We start from the raw sequence: 14,376 nt of genomic DNA, 5'->3' as shown, positions 1-14,376 counted from the left end.
TCTCAACTGACGCAGGAAAGAGAGCACAACGACAGCCATGGCTGAGGCCCAGAACATCCCGGTGGGTTCCACCACCGCCGGCTCGATCGCGGTCGCCGCGGAGTCGACCGTCGTCTCGCGCATGAGCGCGCCCCCGTCCTTCGACGTGGCGGACTTCCCGGTCCCGCACGGCCGCGAGGAGGAGTGGCGGTTCACCCCGCTGGAGCGCCTGCGCGGGCTGCACGACGGCACCGCGGTGGCCAACGGCGACGGCGTGAAGGTCGACGTCCAGGCCCCCGAGGTCGTCACCGTCGAGACCGTCGGCCGCGACGACGCGCGGCTCGGCAAGGCGGGCACGCCGGTGGACCGGGTCGCCGCGCAGGCGTACTCCGCCTTCGAGAAGGCCTCGGTCGTCACCGTCCCGAAGGAGACCGTCCTCACCGAGCCGATCCGCATCGCGGTGCACGGCCAGGGCGGCACCGCCTTCGGCCACCAGGTGATCGAGCTGGGCGCCTTCGCCGAGGCCGTCGTGGTCATCGACCACACCGGTGACGCGGTGCTCGCCGCCAACGTCGACTACGTCCTCGGGGACGGGGCGAAGCTGACCGTCGTCTCCGTCCAGGACTGGGACGACAAGGCCGTCCACGTGGCCCAGCACAACGCGCTGGTCGGCCGGGACGCCTCCTACAAGTCCGTGGTCGTGACCTTCGGCGGCGACGTCGTCCGCCTGCACCCGCGCGTGACGTACGCCGGCCCCGGCGGCGAGGCCGAGCTGTTCGGCCTGTACTTCACCGACGCCGGGCAGCACCAGGAGCACCGCCTGCTGGTCACCCACAACACCCCGCACTGCAAGTCCAACGTCGTCTACAAGGGCGCGCTCCAGGGCGACGACGCGCACGCGGTCTGGATCGGCGACGTGCTCATCGAGGCCAAGGCCGAGGGCACGGACACCTACGAGATGAACCGCAACCTGGTCCTCACGGACGGCGCGCGTGTCGACTCGGTGCCGAACCTGGAGATCGAGACCGGCGAGATCGTCGGCGCCGGCCACGCCTCCGCGACCGGCCGCTTCGACGACGAGCAGCTCTTCTACCTGATGGCCCGCGGCATCCCGGAGCACGAGGCCCGCCGCCTGGTGGTCCGCGGCTTCTTCGCCGAACTGGTCCAGCAGATCGGTGTCGCCGACATCGAGGAGCGTCTGCTCGCCAAGATCGAGGAGGAGCTGGAGGCTTCGGTCGCATGACCTTCGTACGCGTCTGCGGGCTGAGCGAGCTGGAGGAGGACACCCCGAAGCGGGTGGAGATCGACAGCACACCGGTCTCGGTCGTCAAGACCGAGGGCGAGGTGTTCGCGATCTACGACATCTGCTCCCACGCGAACGTCTCGCTCTCCGAGGGCGAGGTGGAGGACTGCCAGATCGAGTGCTGGCTGCACGGCTCCTCCTTCGACCTGCGCACCGGCAAGCCGTCCGGCCTCCCGGCCACGCGCCCCGTCCCCGTATACCCCGTAAAGATCGAAGGGGACGACGTTCTCGTCTCCCTCACCCAGGAGTCCTGAGGCACCCATGGCAACGCTTGAAATCCGAGACCTGCACGTCACCGTCGAGGCCGACAACGCCACGAAGGAGATCCTCAAGGGCGTCGACCTCACCGTGAAGCAGGGCGAGACGCACGCCATCATGGGCCCCAACGGCTCCGGCAAGTCGACCCTCGCCTACTCCCTCGCGGGTCACCCGAAGTACACGATCACCAACGGCACCGTCACCCTCGACGGCGAGGACGTCCTCGCGATGTCCGTCGACGAGCGTGCCCGCGCCGGCCTGTTCCTGGCGATGCAGTACCCGGTCGAGGTCCCCGGCGTCTCGGTCTCCAACTTCCTGCGCACCTCCGCCACCGCCGTCCGCGGCGAGGCCCCCAAGCTGCGCACCTGGGTGAAGGAGGTCAAGGAGGCCATGGAGCGTCTCAACATGGACCCGTCCTTCGCCGAGCGCAACGTCAACGAGGGCTTCTCCGGCGGTGAGAAGAAGCGCCACGAGATCCTCCAGCTGGAGCTGCTCAAGCCCAAGGTCGCGATCCTGGACGAGACGGACTCCGGTCTGGACGTCGACGCGCTCCGCATCGTCTCCGAGGGCGTCAACCGCGTCCGCGAGACCGGCGAGGTCGGCACCCTGCTGATCACGCACTACACGCGCATCCTGCGCTACATCAAGCCCGACTTCGTCCACGTCTTCTCCGGTGGCCGGATCGTCGAGTCCGGCGGTGCCGAGCTCGCCGACAAGCTGGAGGACGAGGGCTACGAGGCATACACGAAGGGTGGCGTATCCGCGTGACACAGCTGCCGGGCCTCCTCGACACCGAGGCGATCCGCAAGGACTTCCCCGTACTGGACCGTCTGGTCCACGACGGCAAGAAGCTCGTGTACCTGGACAACGCGGCGACCTCGCAGAAGCCGCGCCAGGTGCTGGACGCCCTGAGCGAGTACTACGAGCGCTACAACGCCAACGTCCACCGCGGTGTGCATGTGCTCGCCGAGGAGGCCACGGCGCTGTACGAGGGCGCGCGCGACAAGGTCGCCGCGTTCATCAACGCGCCGAGCCGCGACGAGGTGATCTTCACCAAGAACGCCTCCGAGTCGCTGAACCTCGTGGCGAACATGCTGGGCTGGGCCGAGGAGCCCTACCGGGTGGACCACGAGACCGAGATCGTCATCACGGAGATGGAGCACCACTCCAACATCGTGCCGTGGCAGCTGCTCGCGCAGCGCACGGGCGCGAAGCTGAAGTGGTTCGGTCTCACGGACGACGGCCGGCTGGACCTCACCAACATCGACGAGATCATCACGGAGAAGACGAAGATCGTCTCCTTCGTGCTGGTGTCGAACATCCTGGGCACGGTCAACCCGGTCGAGGCGATAGTGCGCCGCGCCCAGGAGGTCGGCGCGCTGGTCTGCATCGACGCCTCCCAGGCCGCCCCGCACATGCCGCTGGACGTGCAGGCCCTGCAGGCCGACTTCGTGGCCTTCACCGGCCACAAGATGTGCGGCCCGACGGGCATCGGCGTCCTGTGGGGCCGCCAGGAGCTGCTGGAGGACCTTCCCCCCTTCCTGGGCGGCGGCGAGATGATCGAGACCGTCTCGATGCACTCGTCCACCTACGCCCCGGCGCCGCACAAGTTCGAGGCGGGCACGCCCCCGATCGCTCAGGCGGTCGGTCTCGGTGCCGCGATCGACTACCTCCAGTCGATCGGCATGGAGAAGATCCTCGCCCATGAGCACGCGCTGACCGAGTACGCGGTCCAGTGTCTGCAGAAGGTCCCGGACCTGAAGATCATCGGCCCGACCACGGCCGAGGACCGGGGCGCCGCGATCTCCTTCACGCTCGGTGACATCCACCCGCACGACGTGGGCCAGGTCCTCGACGAGCAGGGCATCGCGGTCCGCGTCGGCCACCACTGCGCGCGGCCCGTCTGCCTCCGGTACGGAATTCCTGCGACCACGCGAGCGTCGTTCTATCTGTACTCCACGCCGGCCGAGATCGACGCACTGGTCGAGGGGCTGGAGCACGTACGGAACTTCTTCGGCTGAGAGGCGTGAGCTGAAACCGTGAAGCTGGACTCGATGTACCAGGAAGTCATCCTGGACCACTACAAGAACCCCCACGGGCGTGGTCTGCGGGATGGCGACGCCGAGGTGCACCATGTGAACCCGACGTGCGGCGACGAGATCACCCTCCGCGTGAAGTACGACGGCACGAAGATCGCGGACGTCAGTTACGAGGGCCAGGGCTGCTCGATCAGCCAGGCGAGCGCGTCGGTCCTCAACGAGCTGCTGGTCGGCAAGGACGTCACCGAGGCGCAGAAGATCCAGGAGACCTTCCTGGAGCTGATGCAGTCCAAGGGCCGGATCGAGCCGGACGACGCGATGGAGGACGTCCTGGAGGACGCGGTCGCGTTCGCCGGCGTCTCCAAGTACCCCGCGCGGGTCAAGTGCGCCCTCCTGAGCTGGATGGCGTGGAAGGACGCGACGGCCCAGGCGCTGGGTGGCGCCGACGCCGAAAGGAAGACGGCATGACCGACACCGCAGAGATGAAGCCGGTCTCGGAGGAGGAACTCCGCGAGGCCCTGATGGACGTGGTCGACCCCGAGCTGGGCATCGACGTCGTCAACCTCGGCCTGATCTACGGCATCCACATCGACGACTCCAACGTGGCCACGGTCGACATGACCCTGACCTCGGCGGCCTGCCCGCTGACGGACGTCATCGAGGACCAGGCCAAGTCCGCCACGGACGGCCTCGTCAACGAACTCCGCATCAACTGGGTCTGGATGCCCCCGTGGGGCCCCGACAAGATCACGGACGACGGCCGCGAGCAGCTTAGGGCGCTCGGCTTCAACGTCTGACGGCTTCTGTACCCGCGAAAGCGGCGGCACCCTTCACGGGTGCCGCCGCTTTCGTCTGCTCAGCCCAACCGACTCCGGCATGGCCGCCCCGTCGAAGGAGTAACAGCGGCTCTCCGCAAGGCCCTTGACCACCGTGAAGGCCGCGGCGCGGCGGTCGGCGGGCGAGGCGACCGGATCGAGCCGCACGTAGCCGTCGCTGATGTGCCAGTAGCGGTCCGGGCAGTTGAGGGGGCGGACGGAGGTGCCCTGCGCGGCGGGCTCGGGTGACCGGGGTCGTGCCGCGCCCGCCCTTCGGGGGAGCGGTCGTAGGCGCCGACGGGGAGGCGAAGGAGAGCAGGCCGGAGCCGTTGTCCATGGGGGCACCGGTCGGCCGCGGGGTGGTCGTGGTGTGCAGGGGCCCGTCGTTCATGACCAAGGCGGTGACAAAGGCGGTGACGACCGCGAACGCCGGCGCGCGGCCGGCCGGAGTCTATGAAAGTGAAACTTTCTCGCGGTTCCGCGGACGTGTACGACCGTACGCATCCGTTGTGTACGCTCGTACACATGGGATACCTGACACTCGCCGGCGCCATCGCCGCCGAGGTCGCCGCGACGACGGCGATGAAGTACAGCGAGGGGTTCAGCCGGCTGTGGCCCTCGCTCGTGACGGCGCTGGGCTACCTGGTCTCCTTCGCGCTGCTCGCCCAGACGCTGAAGACCGTCCAGATCGGGACGGCGTACGCGATCTGGTCCGGCGTGGGCACCGCGACCATCGCCCTCCTCGGTCTGCTGCTGTTCGGGGAGGGGCTGAGCGTCGCCAAGGTCGGCGGGATCTTGCTGATCATCGGGGGAGTGGTCGTGCTGAACCTGGGGGGAGCGAGCCACTGATGCCCCGCCGCTACGACCCCGACCGGCGCTGGCGCCTCATCGACGCGGCGATCCGCGTGGTCGGCCGCGACGGCATCGCCGGCCTCAGCCACCGCTCGGTCGCCGCCGAGGCGGACGTGCCGCTCGGCTCCACGACGTACCACTTCGCCACCCTCGAAGAGCTGATGGTGGCCGCGCTGCGGCAGTCGAACGAGAACTTCGGCCGGGTGCTGGCCGAGCGGCTGCCCAAGGACGGTGCGGGCGATCTCGCCGCCGAACTCGCCGGCGCGCTCGGCGTGTGGCTGGGCGGCGACCGTACGGGCGTGGAGCTGGAGTACGAGCTGTATCTGGCGGCCCTGCGCCGGCCCGCCCTGCGTCCCGTCGCCGCCGAGTGGACCGAGGCCGCGGCGGCCCTGCTGGCCGGCCGCACGGACCCGGTCACGGCCCGCGCCCTGCTCGCCCTGCTGGACGGGATCTGCCTCCAGGTGCTGCTGACAGGCGGTTCCTACGACGAGGAGTACGCCCGCGCCGCCCTCGCTCGGCTGATCCCCTGAAGGGGCGCCCGGCACGTGAGACGCGGTTCGCCCCGACCACCCCGCCCACGTTAGGTTTGCCTGCATGACCGACTCTGCTTCCCGCACCACCGGCGCCGTCGCCGCCGGCCTCGCCACCCTCGCCTCCGACGGCACCGTTCTCGACACCTGGTTCCCGGCCCCCGAGCTGGTCGAGGAGCCGGGTCCGGCCGGCACCGAGCGGCTCACCGCCGAGCAGGCGGCTCAGCTGCTGGGCGGCGGCGCGACCGCGGCGATCGGCCCGGACGCCCGACGGGGCGTCGAGGTGGTCGCGGTCCGCACGGTCATCGCCTCGCTGGACGAGAAGCCGATCGACGCGCACGACGTCTACCTGCGTCTGCACCTGCTCTCGCACCGCCTGGTCAAGCCGCACGGCCAGAGCCTGGACGGCATCTTCGGCCACCTCGCCAACGTCGCCTGGACCTCGCTCGGCCCGGTCGCCGTGGACGACATCGAGAAGGTGCGGCTCAACGCCCGCGCCGAGGGCCTGCACCTGCAGGTCACCTCGATCGACAAGTTCCCGCGGATGACCGACTACGTCGTCCCCAAGGGCGTGCGCATCGCCGACGCCGACCGGGTCCGCCTCGGCGCGCACCTCGCCGAGGGCACCACGGTCATGCACGAGGGCTTCGTCAACTTCAACGCCGGCACGCTCGGCACCTCCATGGTCGAGGGCCGCATCTCGGCCGGCGTCGTGGTCGGCAACGGCTCCGACATCGGCGGCGGCGCCTCCACCATGGGCACCCTGTCCGGCGGCGGCAACGTGATCATCTCCATCGGTGAGCGCTGTCTGGTCGGCGCCGAGGCGGGCGTCGGCATCGCGCTCGGCGACGAGTGCGTGGTCGAGGCCGGCCTCTACATCACTGCGGGCACCCGGATCACCATGCCCGACGGCCAGATCGTCAAGGCCCGCGAGCTGAACGGCGCCTCCAACATCCTCTTCCGCCGCAACTCGGTCACCGGCGTGGTCGAGGCCCGCCCGAACAACGCGGTCTGGGGCGGCCTGAACGACATCCTGCACAGCCACAACTGATCATCGGCGGCCCTGACCTGTGGCCGCCTCATCGATCATCGCTCTGACCTGCTGCCGAGCTGTCGGCAGTTGTCGACGTCGGTCACCAGCGAGCGCCCTTCCACGGCCCAGGACGGCCCGGGAGGGCGTTCCTGCGTGAGCACCGCATCAGGAGTTCCTGCCGGCGGGCCGAGGGCCGGGTGTCCTGCTTGCCGGCGTCCTGTGCAGTGTCCGGCATCGGGGGATCCGTCAGCCGGGTGGGACGCTGAGCGAGTCGTCCCGACCAGGTGACCGGGCAGATGCCCACCTCACCGCGGGTCAGCGGCGGCTGCTCCGGCGCCTGCCGCGGATGAGGTGCTGGGCCACGAGGTGTCCCGATCCGGCGCCGAGGCCGGGGCCGGGGTGGGTCGAGGCGCCGATGTGCCACAAGCCGGGTACGGGGGTTGCGTGCCGGGCCGCGCCCGGTAGGGGGCGCCACAGCAGGGCCTGGTCGAGTTCGGCCGAGCCGCCGTAGGGGTCGCCGTCGACCGCGTTCGGATTGTGCGCCATCAGGTCCGACGGTGTGACGGCGTCCCAGGCGAGTAGCTTCTCCGGCAGGTCGGGCGCGTGAAGCGCGATCCTGGCCAGGACCCGTTGGACGTATCCCTCGGTCAGCTCCTTCGTCCAGCGGCCGTGGGCGTCCAGTTCGCCCGCCGCGTCGCCGGTCGGCTTGTAGGGCAGTTCTTGGAGCTGGATCCACAAGGTCGCCGCGCCGTCCGGCACGCGTGAAGGGTCCAGGACATGCTGTTGGCCGACGACCAGTGTGGGCCTGCGCGGCAGCAGCGCCGCCTCGGCCTCCGCGCACGCGATCGCGGTGCTCGCGGAACCGTCGCTGAGATGGACCAGCGGTATGCCGGCCAGGCGCGCGTCGCGCCAGCCGAGCGGGGCGGAGAGGGCGACGTGGAGCTGCATCGCGGCGCGTCCGTACCGATAGCGCAGGGCCTGGTCGCGGATGGCGGGCGGGACGGGCGCGTCCTGTGGCAGAAGCTCGCCGTACAGCGCGGTCGGGGTCACCGAGGCCAGGACGGCGTGGCGGGCCCGGACGGTTTCGCCGTCGGTGGCGACGCCGGTGACCCGGCCGCCGGTGAGGAGCAGCCGCTCCGCCGACCGCCCCGTGGAGATGTGCACCCCGAGCTCGCCGAGCAGTGCCTCGAAGGCGCGGACGAAGTTCCGGGCGCCGCCCGCCACCACGGGCATGCCGAAACCGTGCAGGGTCGCGGCCATGACAGGCAGCATCAGGCCGCCCAAGGCGTGGTCCGGAGACAGTCCGGCGTGCAGCAGCCAGGGGATCCACAGCACATCGGGCTCGTCGCCGCGGAAGGTGCCGCGGCAGTAGGAGCGGCCGCTGGTCACGGTGGCCCGCAACCACTCCTCGGTGCCACGGAAGCGCTCGCGGCGCAGCAGTTTCACCACATGCCGGAGCACACGGGGCGAGCGTGGCTCACTGCCCAGGATGCCGCCGAGTGCGTCGGCGTTGTCGAGGAACCTCTGCAGCAGGGCGAGGTAGGCGGTCCGGTCCTCGAAGTGGCCGAACATCTCGGCGGTGGCCGCGGGGTCGCGGTGGGCCAGGACCACGCGCCCTTCGTCGGTGACGGTGCCCGTGATCAGTCCATCGGTGTTGCGGTACTCCAGACCGTGACGGTGCAGGTCCTCACCGAGGGCGGCGTAGGCCCCGCCGGACACGAACAGCGGGTGCCACGAGGAGTACGTGTCGTGCAGGTAGCCGGGCAGAGTCCGCTCCTCGGTGGCGATGAAGCCGCCCAGCCGGTCGCTTCCTTCTATGAGGGCCACCGACCAGCCGTCCTTGGCCAGCTGGGCAGCGGCGACCAAGCCGTTCACGCCGGACCCGATCACGACCGCGTCGAAAGTAGGTGTCATCAGCGCTCCTCTGACATGAGGGGTGGGGGGCCAAGGCTCCGCCCGAGCGAGCCGCCACCAGCGAGGACGAGGGCGCGGCCCACGCCGATCCAGCCTTCCCCTCGGGCACCGGGCTGTCCAACGCTGTGCCTGTTGGCGAGTCGGCCGGCGACGTCCCCGTAAGGCACGATGCCGTTGGCCTTGTCGTCCCACTCGGCGAACAGGCAGTCGATGGCGTTCTTCGGCACGCGCGAGGTGGTGACTGTACTCCGGGGTGACGCAAAGGAGTTCATTCTTGGCTGGACGTGCGCTGCCGCGTCGCTGCTCCAAGGCCTCAAGACAGTCGCTCTGCTACCGCCAAGGTCCCCATGCGTACGGCTGTCTTGCCCTCATCTTCTGCCACCGAGGGCGGCCTCGAGACGGCCCAGGGGCAAGCCGGGCCCCTGACCTGCGTCCCGCCGCGGCGTTGAGGACATGCCGGGGGCGTGGGCCCGATGTACGGTCGCACTAGGGCACAGGTGCGTGGATCTCGCAGCCGGCGGACGGACCGGTGGTCGACAGGCACCCGAGGAGCATCCATGTCCCAGCAAACGAACATCGCCGCGCAGACCGCTTTCGCACAAGCCGTCGTCTCCGGCAACCTCGACGTTCTCGGAGAGATCGTCGCGCCCGGTTCGATCGACCACGACCCCGCGCCGGGACAGGTACCGGGGCCCGAGGGATACAAGAGCATGTTCGGCGAGCTGCGCTCGGCCTTCCCCGACCTGCAGATCGCGGTGGACCATCTGGTGGCCACCGACGACGAGGTGGCCTTCGCCTACACCGTCACCGGGACGCATCTGGGTCCGCTGATGGGGCATCGGGCGACCGGTAAGAAGGTGAGCTACCGGGGCATGCAGATCAGCCGTTTCGACGACGACGGCAAGCTCGTCGAGCGCTGGGGCAGCAGCGACGAACTCGGCATGCTGCGTCAACTCGGCCTCGCCGAAGTCGATCCACCCCTCGGGCGCCCTTCACAGCTGCGCTGAGGGAAGCTCGGTCACACCGGTGGTACGGACGCGAACGGCCACAGTGCCGCGAAGTCCGGCTCCCGCAGGCCTTCGGGCCGCGCCCGCCCTTTCTTGTGGGCGTGAGGCATAGCGGGCGGACCTGCCGCGCGTCAGGAGGGATGAAGGGCCGCGACGACGCGTGGCCCGGGGGAAGAGAAGGTGACGATGGATGCCGAAGCGCAGGAGAACTTCCGGGAGTTCGTGGCCGGCAGGTCGCCCGCGCTGCTGAAGACCGCCGTCCTGCTGACCGGCGGCGACCGGCACGCCGCCGAGGACCTGCTGCAGAACGCGCTGGTCAGGGCGGCCGGACGGTGGCAGCGGATCGACGAGCCGGAGGCGTACGTCCGGCGGATCCTGTACCGGCAGCAGATCAGCCGCTGGCGGTTGAAGTGGCCGCGGCGGGAGGTGACCGTCGCCGAGCCGCCCGAGGACGCCGTGGCCCCGGACGCGTCCGGCGCCGCCGAGCTGCGGCTCGTCATGCGTACGGCGCTGTCCCGGCTCACCGCCCGCCAGCGCACCGTGCTGGTGCTGCGGTACTTCGAGGACCTGCCCGAGGCCGACGTGGCCCGGATCCTGGGCTGCTCCGTGGGCACCGTACGGTCCACCACCCATCGCTCCCTGGCCAGACTCCGTGCGCTGGCCCCCGAGTTGGCGGCACTGGACCCCGGCCGGCAGCAGCCGTCCCGCGACTTCTCGCCCGTGGAGGTGCGCCCGTGAACGTCGAGGAACTCGTGCGCGACGCGCTGCGGGAGCAGGCCGCGCAGCAGCCGCCGGCGCCGGCCGGATTCGCCGACCGGGTGCTGGGCGCCCGCCAGCACCGCCGTACCCGCCGGCTCGCGTCCATCGCGGTGGCCACCGCCGCCGTGGTGGCCGTCGGTGTCGGGGTGCCGCTGCTGGACTCCGGCGGCCGGAAGGACGTACGGCCCTCCGGCGTGCTGGACTCCCGTGACGTCAGCGCGCATCCGGACCAGGGGCCGCCGCGTGAGCTGATCGCGGCGGGGCGGTCGGTGCTGGCCGCGTACTACACGGTGAAGGTGGTGCCGCGGAGCGCCGGCCTCGCGATCGGCGAGCGCACGTACCGGCTGCTGAACCAGAGGACCGGCCGGTACGAGAAGGACGACCGGTGGTCGTTCGTGGCCGTCGCCCCGGGCCTGCGGACCGCCGCCGTGCTGGAGCGGCGGATGCCCGCCGCCCGGATCGGGCTGCTCGACCTCGCGACGGGGGAGGTCGAGCGGTGGATCCCGGTGTCGCACGGCGTCGGGGGGCTCGCCTTCTCGCCTGACGGCCGCAGGCTGGTCGCCACGACGTACACGGACAGTCCCGACGCGTTCGAGAAGGCCGTGGACGCCCGGACCGGCCGCTCCCACTGGGTGCCGCGCTTCCAGTCCCTGTCCCGGACCGGCTTCGAGATCCTGGACGTGGCTTCCGGACGGGGAACCTGGGTCGCGGTTCCGCCGGGCCGGGAGTTCCTCGGCCGGGAGGACTTCGCCTTCGGCCGCGCCGGTGACCTGCTGTACGCGCGGATCGTGGGACCCCGCGACGGTATGCAGCAGTTCTACGACTTCGCGGGCCGGAAGGTGCCCGCGCCCGCGAACGAGGCCCAGCTGAGGTCGGACGTCGGCGCCCGGCTGTCCCCGGACGGGCGGCTCGCCGCCTGGGGGCTGGTGGCCGAGCCGCACCACACGTCGTACTCCTCGATCCGCGATCCGCTGACCGGCAAGGAGCTCACCCGGGTGCGCGGCGCCCATCTGCTCGCCTGGGCCGACGACAAGCGGCTCATCGCCTGGGAGCGAGACCCGGACGTGGAGCGGTACCGGCCCCGGCTGGTGCTGGTCACGATCGGCAGCACCGAGGTCGTCCCGCTCAGCGGTTTCCAGGAGCCGAACGACGGCTACGGCGAGCGGGACTGGGAGCCGGTGTTCGCCGACCGCTGATCAGAGCGCCGTGAGCGCCTCGTAGTGGGCCAGCAGCCCGTCGGCCGCCTCCCGGCCGGCGGGCAGCAGCGGCGCCCGCACCGGGCCCGCGGGCCGGCCGAGACGGCCGAGCAGGGCCTTGGCGGTGACCGTGCCGGGCAGACCCGCGCCCATCATCGCCTCGATCAACGGCGTGGCCCGCAGCTGGAGTTCGGTCGCCCGGGCGGTGTCGCCCGCGTCGAAGGCGTCCAGGATCGCGGCGATCTCGGCGGGGACGGCGTTGGCGACCGTGCTCACACAGCCCGCCGCGCCGACCGCGTACAGGGCCAGTACGTGCTCGTCGCAGCCCGCGTAGTACGCCAGGTCCGTGCGGGCCAGCACCTTCTGGGTGCCGAGGAAGTCGTAGGAGCAGTCCTTGACGGCCACGATCCTGGGGTGCCCGGCGAGGCGGATGATCGTCTCCGGTTCGATCCGGGTGCCGGTGCGGCCCGGGATGTCGTAGAGCATCACGGGCAGCCCGCTCGCGTCGGCGACCGCGCGGAAGTGCGCCTCCACCGCCTCCTGCGGCGGCCTGCTGTAGTACGGCGTCACCACCAGCACGCCGTCGGCGCCCGCCTTCTCGGCCGCCAGGGCCAGCTCGACGGTGTGCCGGGTGTCGGCGCTGCCCACGCCCGCCACCAGGGACACCCGGTCGCCGACCGCCTCCCGGACCGCCCTGATCAGCTCCGCCTTCTCCGCGTCCGTGGTGGTGGGCGACTCGCCCGTGGTACCGCTCAGCACCAGGCCGTCGCAGCCCTCGGCCACCAGCCACGCGGCCAGCCTCCGGGCACCCTCCCGGTCGAGGGCGCCTTCCTCGGTGAACGGCGTGATCATGGCGCAGAGCGTGCGGCCGAAGGGGCGGGCGGTGCGTGAGGTCGTCATACGGGTAGTGTCGGCACGACCTCCGTGAAGCTCTACTTAATTCCCCTACGAGATATAGCTAAGTACTACTGAAGTATCGGGCTGGGTGGCCGAAGGCCCTGTGTCCAACTCGGCCCCTCATGGGTCACTATGGCCGGAGGGTCACCGACGTCCGTCATGGGAGGCACCATGAAGCTCGGCAAGGCACTGGCCACCGGAGTCGCCGAGGAGCGGCCGCTCGTGGACGAAGAACGGGCCCCGCTCCCCGAGGAGACCGCCGCCCCCGTCGAACCGGCCGAGCCGGCCCGCGAAGAGGTCCCGGCCGCCCGATGAGACTGCGGCTCCCGGCGGAACGCCCGACGGAGCCGCCGACCGGATACAAGATCGCCCACCCGGTGCTCTCCCAGGACGGCACCCGGGCCGGGTTCACCGGTGTGTCGCTCGGCGGCGCGCTGCCCTACGCCGTGCTCGACGACGCCTCCTGCGTCTACGGCCGCCGGCACCGCCCGCCGGCCCGGCTGTGCGACTGCGGCTTCCACTGCGTCCACGACCGCAGTGCCGCCGAGGCCATGCTGTGCACCGCCGAGCACCGGACCGCCCTGGTGCTGGAGGTCTTTGTGCTCGGCGCCTACATCCGCTTCGAGCGCGGCTTCCGTTACGCCCGCCAGCGGGTGCGCACGGCCACCGCCGGTCCGTGCGCCTGTGGCGCCACCGCCGCCGCGCTCGCCGACGCCGGCTGGGGCAGGCCCGGCTGGCGGGCCCTCGGCCCCGTCTGCGCCGGCTGTGTGCGCGGCCGTCCGTCCGTCTCGCTCGCCGGCTTCGCCCGGCTGGCCGGGCACGGGCTGCGGGTGGTGGCGCGGGGCGGGGAAAGCGGATTTCCCTTCGGCGGGTCCGGCGAGTCCGGCGAGTCGGCGGCCGGGGCGGAGTTGGGGATGCCCGAACTCGTCGCGGAGGCCGCCCTGTTGCAGGCGCGGCTCGACTGGTTCCAGAGCCAACTCGCGCGGCTGGGCGAGCGCGGCACCGGGGGCGCCGAGCGGGGCTGAACGTCTCCGGGCCGGGTACCCGAACGTACGGGTGCGCGGATGCGGATGCCTCCGGCGGCCCGTGCGGGTGCGTGGTGGCCGGTGTCGCGCCTACGGTGGTCTGTGAGTCGGTGCCGCGCCGGGTGGTGTCCGGTCTCGGTCCGGCGGGCTGTTCGTCGCGTGGTGTGGGAAGTCCTCGCGGCCGCGGCGGGCGGACACCACCCGCCGCGTTCCCTCCCCGCCGTGTGCGGCCGCAGGAGGCATCACGCTCAGCGCTACAGCGATCAGGGAAAGGGCACACCGATGAAGCACAGGGTTCCGCACGGATCGGGCGCCAAGGGTCCCGACGAGCTGCGGCGGCAGATCGAGCACACCAGGCATCAACTGGGGCACACGGTCGCCCAGTTGGTCGGCAAGGCCGATGTCAAGGGCCGGGCCCGGGTGCGGGCCGCCGACCTGAAGGACAAGGCCGGTGCCATGACGGTGCAGCTGCGCGCGAGCGCCGCCCACGCCGGCCACGGCATGCAGGACAGGGCCGCCAAGGCCGGTCACGCCGTCCAGGGCCGGGCCGCTCAGGCGGGGCACGCGGTGCAAGGCAAGGCCGGGCAGGTGGGCCACGCGGTGCAGGGCCGGGCTGCTCAGGCGGGGCATGCGGTGCAAGGCAAGGCCGGGCAGGTGGGCCACGCGGTGCAAGGCAAGGCCGGGCAGGTGGGGCACACGCTGCAGGGGCGGGCCGCGCAGGCCGGGCATGCGGCACAGGGCCGGGCGGCACAGGCCGGGCACGCCGTGC

At 71.3% G+C, this 14,376-nt stretch carries 18 protein-coding genes and 1 pseudogene; 15 read left to right on the top strand and 4 right to left on the bottom strand.

What is annotated here, in order from left to right; translation table 11 throughout:
• Window positions 1-37 precede the first annotated feature (37 nt).
• The 6 genes from sufD to ACIBJF_RS03145 are packed head-to-tail and all read left to right on the top strand — an operon-like array spanning window position 38 to window position 4,376.
• Window positions 38-1,222, top strand: a complete 1,185-nt coding sequence (gene sufD, locus ACIBJF_RS03170; protein WP_399171930.1) for a Fe-S cluster assembly protein SufD — start codon at window positions 38-40, stop codon at window positions 1,220-1,222.
• A complete protein-coding gene (locus tag ACIBJF_RS03165; RefSeq protein WP_351604967.1) occupies window positions 1,219-1,536 on the top strand; it encodes a non-heme iron oxygenase ferredoxin subunit in 318 nt (105 codons plus the stop codon). Before sufD ends, ACIBJF_RS03165 begins: the two co-directional genes overlap by 4 nt.
• 7 nt (window positions 1,537-1,543) lie before the next feature.
• A complete protein-coding gene (sufC, locus tag ACIBJF_RS03160) occupies window positions 1,544-2,308 on the top strand; it encodes a Fe-S cluster assembly ATPase SufC (RefSeq protein ID WP_399171927.1) in 765 nt (254 codons plus the stop codon).
• Entirely contained in the window at window positions 2,305-3,561 is a 1,257-nt protein-coding gene (locus tag ACIBJF_RS03155) for a cysteine desulfurase (protein ID WP_399171926.1), read from the top strand. The genes sufC and ACIBJF_RS03155 overlap by 4 nt, the downstream gene beginning before the upstream one ends.
• A gap of 18 nt (window positions 3,562-3,579) precedes the next feature.
• Entirely contained in the window at window positions 3,580-4,047 is a 468-nt protein-coding gene (sufU, locus tag ACIBJF_RS03150) for a Fe-S cluster assembly sulfur transfer protein SufU (RefSeq protein WP_399171925.1), read from the top strand.
• Window positions 4,044-4,376, top strand: a complete 333-nt coding sequence (locus ACIBJF_RS03145; protein WP_103812962.1) for a metal-sulfur cluster assembly factor — start codon at window positions 4,044-4,046, stop codon at window positions 4,374-4,376. The genes sufU and ACIBJF_RS03145 overlap by 4 nt, the downstream gene beginning before the upstream one ends.
• A 33-nt stretch (window positions 4,377-4,409) precedes the next feature.
• On the opposite strand, the gene ACIBJF_RS03140 is transcribed toward ACIBJF_RS03145, so the two are convergent.
• Complete coding sequence (locus ACIBJF_RS03140; protein ID WP_399171923.1) at window positions 4,410-4,739, bottom strand: AbfB domain-containing protein; 330 nt, start codon at window positions 4,737-4,739, stop codon at window positions 4,410-4,412.
• Between the two features lie 180 nt (window positions 4,740-4,919).
• Between ACIBJF_RS03140 and ACIBJF_RS03135 the strand changes: the two genes are divergently transcribed.
• The 3 genes from ACIBJF_RS03135 to dapD all read left to right on the top strand — a co-directional run bounded on the left by ACIBJF_RS03135 (window position 4,920) and on the right by dapD (window position 6,827).
• Window positions 4,920-5,243: a multidrug efflux SMR transporter gene (locus ACIBJF_RS03135; protein WP_365722216.1), complete on the top strand. Its 324-nt coding sequence runs from the start codon at window positions 4,920-4,922 to the stop codon at window positions 5,241-5,243.
• Window positions 5,243-5,776, top strand: coding sequence for a TetR/AcrR family transcriptional regulator (locus ACIBJF_RS03130; protein ID WP_399171922.1), 534 nt, complete (start codon window positions 5,243-5,245; stop codon window positions 5,774-5,776). Before ACIBJF_RS03135 ends, ACIBJF_RS03130 begins: the two co-directional genes overlap by 1 nt.
• A gap of 64 nt (window positions 5,777-5,840) precedes the next feature.
• Window positions 5,841-6,827, top strand: a complete 987-nt coding sequence (gene dapD, locus ACIBJF_RS03125) for a 2,3,4,5-tetrahydropyridine-2,6-dicarboxylate N-succinyltransferase (protein WP_356304302.1) — start codon at window positions 5,841-5,843, stop codon at window positions 6,825-6,827.
• Between the two features lie 297 nt (window positions 6,828-7,124).
• On the opposite strand, the gene ACIBJF_RS03120 is transcribed toward dapD, so the two are convergent.
• Both ACIBJF_RS03120 and ACIBJF_RS03115 read right to left on the bottom strand, forming a co-directional pair.
• A complete protein-coding gene (locus tag ACIBJF_RS03120) occupies window positions 7,125-8,723 on the bottom strand; it encodes a phytoene desaturase family protein (protein ID WP_399171921.1) in 1,599 nt (532 codons plus the stop codon).
• Entirely contained in the window at window positions 8,723-8,950 is a 228-nt protein-coding gene (locus ACIBJF_RS03115) for a hypothetical protein (protein WP_399171920.1), read from the bottom strand. The genes ACIBJF_RS03120 and ACIBJF_RS03115 overlap by 1 nt, the downstream gene beginning before the upstream one ends.
• 330 nt (window positions 8,951-9,280) lie before the next feature.
• On the opposite strand from ACIBJF_RS03115, the gene ACIBJF_RS03110 reads away from it, so the two are divergent.
• From ACIBJF_RS03110 to ACIBJF_RS03100, 3 genes are all read left to right on the top strand, one after another.
• Complete coding sequence (locus ACIBJF_RS03110; RefSeq protein ID WP_399171919.1) at window positions 9,281-9,730, top strand: ester cyclase; 450 nt, start codon at window positions 9,281-9,283, stop codon at window positions 9,728-9,730.
• A 186-nt stretch (window positions 9,731-9,916) separates the two neighbouring features.
• The gene (locus ACIBJF_RS03105) at window positions 9,917-10,468 is read left to right on the top strand and encodes a SigE family RNA polymerase sigma factor (RefSeq protein WP_399171918.1); all 552 of its coding nucleotides are present in this window, start codon (window positions 9,917-9,919) and stop codon (window positions 10,466-10,468) included.
• The gene (locus tag ACIBJF_RS03100; protein ID WP_399171917.1) at window positions 10,465-11,685 is read left to right on the top strand and encodes a WD40 repeat domain-containing protein; all 1,221 of its coding nucleotides are present in this window, start codon (window positions 10,465-10,467) and stop codon (window positions 11,683-11,685) included. Before ACIBJF_RS03105 ends, ACIBJF_RS03100 begins: the two co-directional genes overlap by 4 nt.
• Here the strand turns inward: ACIBJF_RS03100 and dapA are convergent, their stop codons facing one another.
• Window positions 11,686-12,585 carry a 4-hydroxy-tetrahydrodipicolinate synthase gene (gene dapA / locus ACIBJF_RS03095; protein ID WP_399171916.1) on the bottom strand — a complete coding sequence of 300 codons (900 nt, stop codon included), beginning with the start codon at window positions 12,583-12,585 and terminating at the stop codon, window positions 11,686-11,688.
• A gap of 168 nt (window positions 12,586-12,753) precedes the next feature.
• Between dapA and ACIBJF_RS03090 the strand changes: the two genes are divergently transcribed.
• From ACIBJF_RS03090 to ACIBJF_RS03080, 3 genes and pseudogenes are all read left to right on the top strand, one after another.
• Window positions 12,754-12,897 (top strand): hypothetical protein, encoded by a 144-nt coding sequence (locus ACIBJF_RS03090; RefSeq protein WP_399171915.1) that lies wholly within the window; start codon window positions 12,754-12,756, stop codon window positions 12,895-12,897.
• On the top strand, window positions 12,894-13,607 hold the full coding sequence (locus tag ACIBJF_RS03085; RefSeq protein WP_399171914.1) for a hypothetical protein: 714 nt from the start codon (window positions 12,894-12,896) through the stop codon (window positions 13,605-13,607). The genes ACIBJF_RS03090 and ACIBJF_RS03085 overlap by 4 nt, the downstream gene beginning before the upstream one ends.
• A 282-nt stretch (window positions 13,608-13,889) precedes the next feature.
• Window positions 13,890-14,195 (top strand): annotated as a pseudogene (locus ACIBJF_RS03080) (DUF3618 domain-containing protein); the annotation flags it as partial.
• Window positions 14,196-14,376 lie beyond the last annotated feature (181 nt).

This window comes from Streptomyces sp. NPDC050743, from assembly GCF_044456925.1.
Lineage (GTDB): Bacteria > Actinomycetota > Actinomycetes > Streptomycetales > Streptomycetaceae > Streptomyces.
The sequence above is the reverse complement of the archived record's forward strand: the minus strand, read 5'-3'. Positions and strand labels throughout refer to the sequence as shown.

Coding starts and splice junctions, on each gene's coding strand:
- sufD (WP_399171930.1), top strand. CDS start 38: ATGGCTGAGGCCCAGAACATCCCGGTGGGTTCCACCACCGCCGGCTCG.
- ACIBJF_RS03165 (WP_351604967.1), top strand. CDS start 1,219: ATGACCTTCGTACGCGTCTGCGGGCTGAGCGAGCTGGAGGAGGACACC.
- sufC (WP_399171927.1), top strand. CDS start 1,544: ATGGCAACGCTTGAAATCCGAGACCTGCACGTCACCGTCGAGGCCGAC.
- ACIBJF_RS03145 (WP_103812962.1), top strand. CDS start 4,044: ATGACCGACACCGCAGAGATGAAGCCGGTCTCGGAGGAGGAACTCCGC.
- ACIBJF_RS03135 (WP_365722216.1), top strand. CDS start 4,920: ATGGGATACCTGACACTCGCCGGCGCCATCGCCGCCGAGGTCGCCGCG.
- ACIBJF_RS03130 (WP_399171922.1), top strand. CDS start 5,243: ATGCCCCGCCGCTACGACCCCGACCGGCGCTGGCGCCTCATCGACGCG.
- dapD (WP_356304302.1), top strand. CDS start 5,841: ATGACCGACTCTGCTTCCCGCACCACCGGCGCCGTCGCCGCCGGCCTC.
- ACIBJF_RS03120 (WP_399171921.1), bottom strand. CDS start 8,723: ATGACACCTACTTTCGACGCGGTCGTGATCGGGTCCGGCGTGAACGGC.
- ACIBJF_RS03110 (WP_399171919.1), top strand. CDS start 9,281: ATGTCCCAGCAAACGAACATCGCCGCGCAGACCGCTTTCGCACAAGCC.
- ACIBJF_RS03105 (WP_399171918.1), top strand. CDS start 9,917: ATGGATGCCGAAGCGCAGGAGAACTTCCGGGAGTTCGTGGCCGGCAGG.
- dapA (WP_399171916.1), bottom strand. CDS start 12,585: ATGACGACCTCACGCACCGCCCGCCCCTTCGGCCGCACGCTCTGCGCC.
- ACIBJF_RS03090 (WP_399171915.1), top strand. CDS start 12,754: ATGAAGCTCGGCAAGGCACTGGCCACCGGAGTCGCCGAGGAGCGGCCG.
- ACIBJF_RS03085 (WP_399171914.1), top strand. CDS start 12,894: ATGAGACTGCGGCTCCCGGCGGAACGCCCGACGGAGCCGCCGACCGGA.